Source organism: Alcanivorax sp. (assembly GCF_014762765.1).
Taxonomy (GTDB): Bacteria; Pseudomonadota; Gammaproteobacteria; order Pseudomonadales; family Alcanivoracaceae; genus Alcanivorax.
In genome coordinates this window covers 3,482-4,736 of record NZ_JABURH010000060.1, presented here as the reverse complement: position 1 = coordinate 4,736, position 1,255 = coordinate 3,482, and the positions used below count along the sequence as shown (strand labels likewise).

Here is a 1,255-nt window from a genome sequence, read left to right as displayed (position 1 = left end):
CCTACCCCGGCGTCGATGATCGGATGCGCCACCTGCAACACAAAGGCCTGGGGCAACATCAGATGAAACCGCCAGGAGCCGAAGTCCTGCCAGGTGTAGGAATCCGGACCCAGGGGTTGGGGGATTTCCCGCTGTGTTTGCGTGGCCGTCTGTGTCATGGCAAATCCTGTCGGTGGCATCCTTGATTGAGACAAATAGAAAAATACGTCTCAACTGGTCGCACAAACAAGCACATCACACAGATTTCGGATTTCTGTTTAGATCATTTTGGTCAGGCGGGGAAAGAAAATGTCAGGGGGTGAGCAGCGGCCGCAGGTAATCATTGGCCCACTGGCGCACCCCGGCTTCGTTGGCGGGATTCATCAGGCCGTCCGGGGACAGCACCATGGACTGGGTGAGGCGCAGCATCAGCTCGGCCAGGGCTTCGGAGGACTGCTTGCGAATGGCCCCCTTCTTCTGCTCCTGATCCAGTATGCCGGCCATATAGACGCGGAAGAACCCCATCATCTGCCACAGGCGCTGGGTGAGAATGGGCAGGATCGTTTCCGGTTCGGAGGTGAGCAGCCGCTGCAGCAACGGGTGACGATGGGCGCGCGTGGTCGCCAGCACAAAGGATTCCAGCACCCGCTCTACACCGTTATCGATCTGCGCCAGGTCCGCTTCGATCCGGGCCAGCTCCCGCTGACACTCACGCAGGATCACCACCTGGATCAACTGGTCCTTGTCGGCAAAGCGGCGGTAGGCCGTGGCCCGGCCGATACCGGCCTTACTCGCCACGTCTTCCATGGTGGTACGGCGCAGGCCGAACTCAACGAATAACGCCAGCCCCGCATCCAGCACCTTCTCGTAGGTCTTGTCCCCTTCCGGCACCTGCAGGTTTTGCAGCAGGGTTTTCGATGCGGCGGCTTTGCGTGACATTCAGACTCCCAGTGTATCCCCGGTGGTTTCCATGGCTTATACCGCATGGCCACCATGGTCGGCAAATTCCTCGGCCCCGGTTGCTCCGTAGAGGCGTTGTTTAAAATCCTTTTTTACCACAGAGGGCACAGAGTTCACTGAGGATGAACAGGCTTTTCTTTGCTGTGGGCGCCGGTCTGCGAATAGCGGTTTGCGCAGTTCGCTTGCAAGCAAGCTCCTACAACATGGCTAGAGCTGGTGTCAGAAGAAACCTCTTTTCTCGGTGTTCTCTGTGACCTCTGTGGTAAAAATCCATTTACGCCAACCGGGCCATGGCCATCAGGTGCACATCCGCATT

Annotated in this window: 1 protein-coding gene; it reads right to left on the bottom strand. The window is 58.1% G+C overall.

Annotated elements, in window-relative coordinates; translation table 11 throughout:
* Positions 1–291 precede the first annotated feature (291 nt).
* Entirely contained in the window at positions 292–918 is a 627-nt protein-coding gene (locus HUJ17_RS02230; RefSeq protein ID WP_103918164.1) for a TetR/AcrR family transcriptional regulator, read from the bottom strand.
* Positions 919–1,255 lie beyond the last annotated feature (337 nt).

Bases quoted from the DNA above. Each gene is read 5' to 3' on its own strand.
- HUJ17_RS02230 (WP_103918164.1), bottom strand. From the start codon at position 918: ATGTCACGCAAAGCCGCCGCATCGAAAACCCTGCTGCAAAACCTGCAG.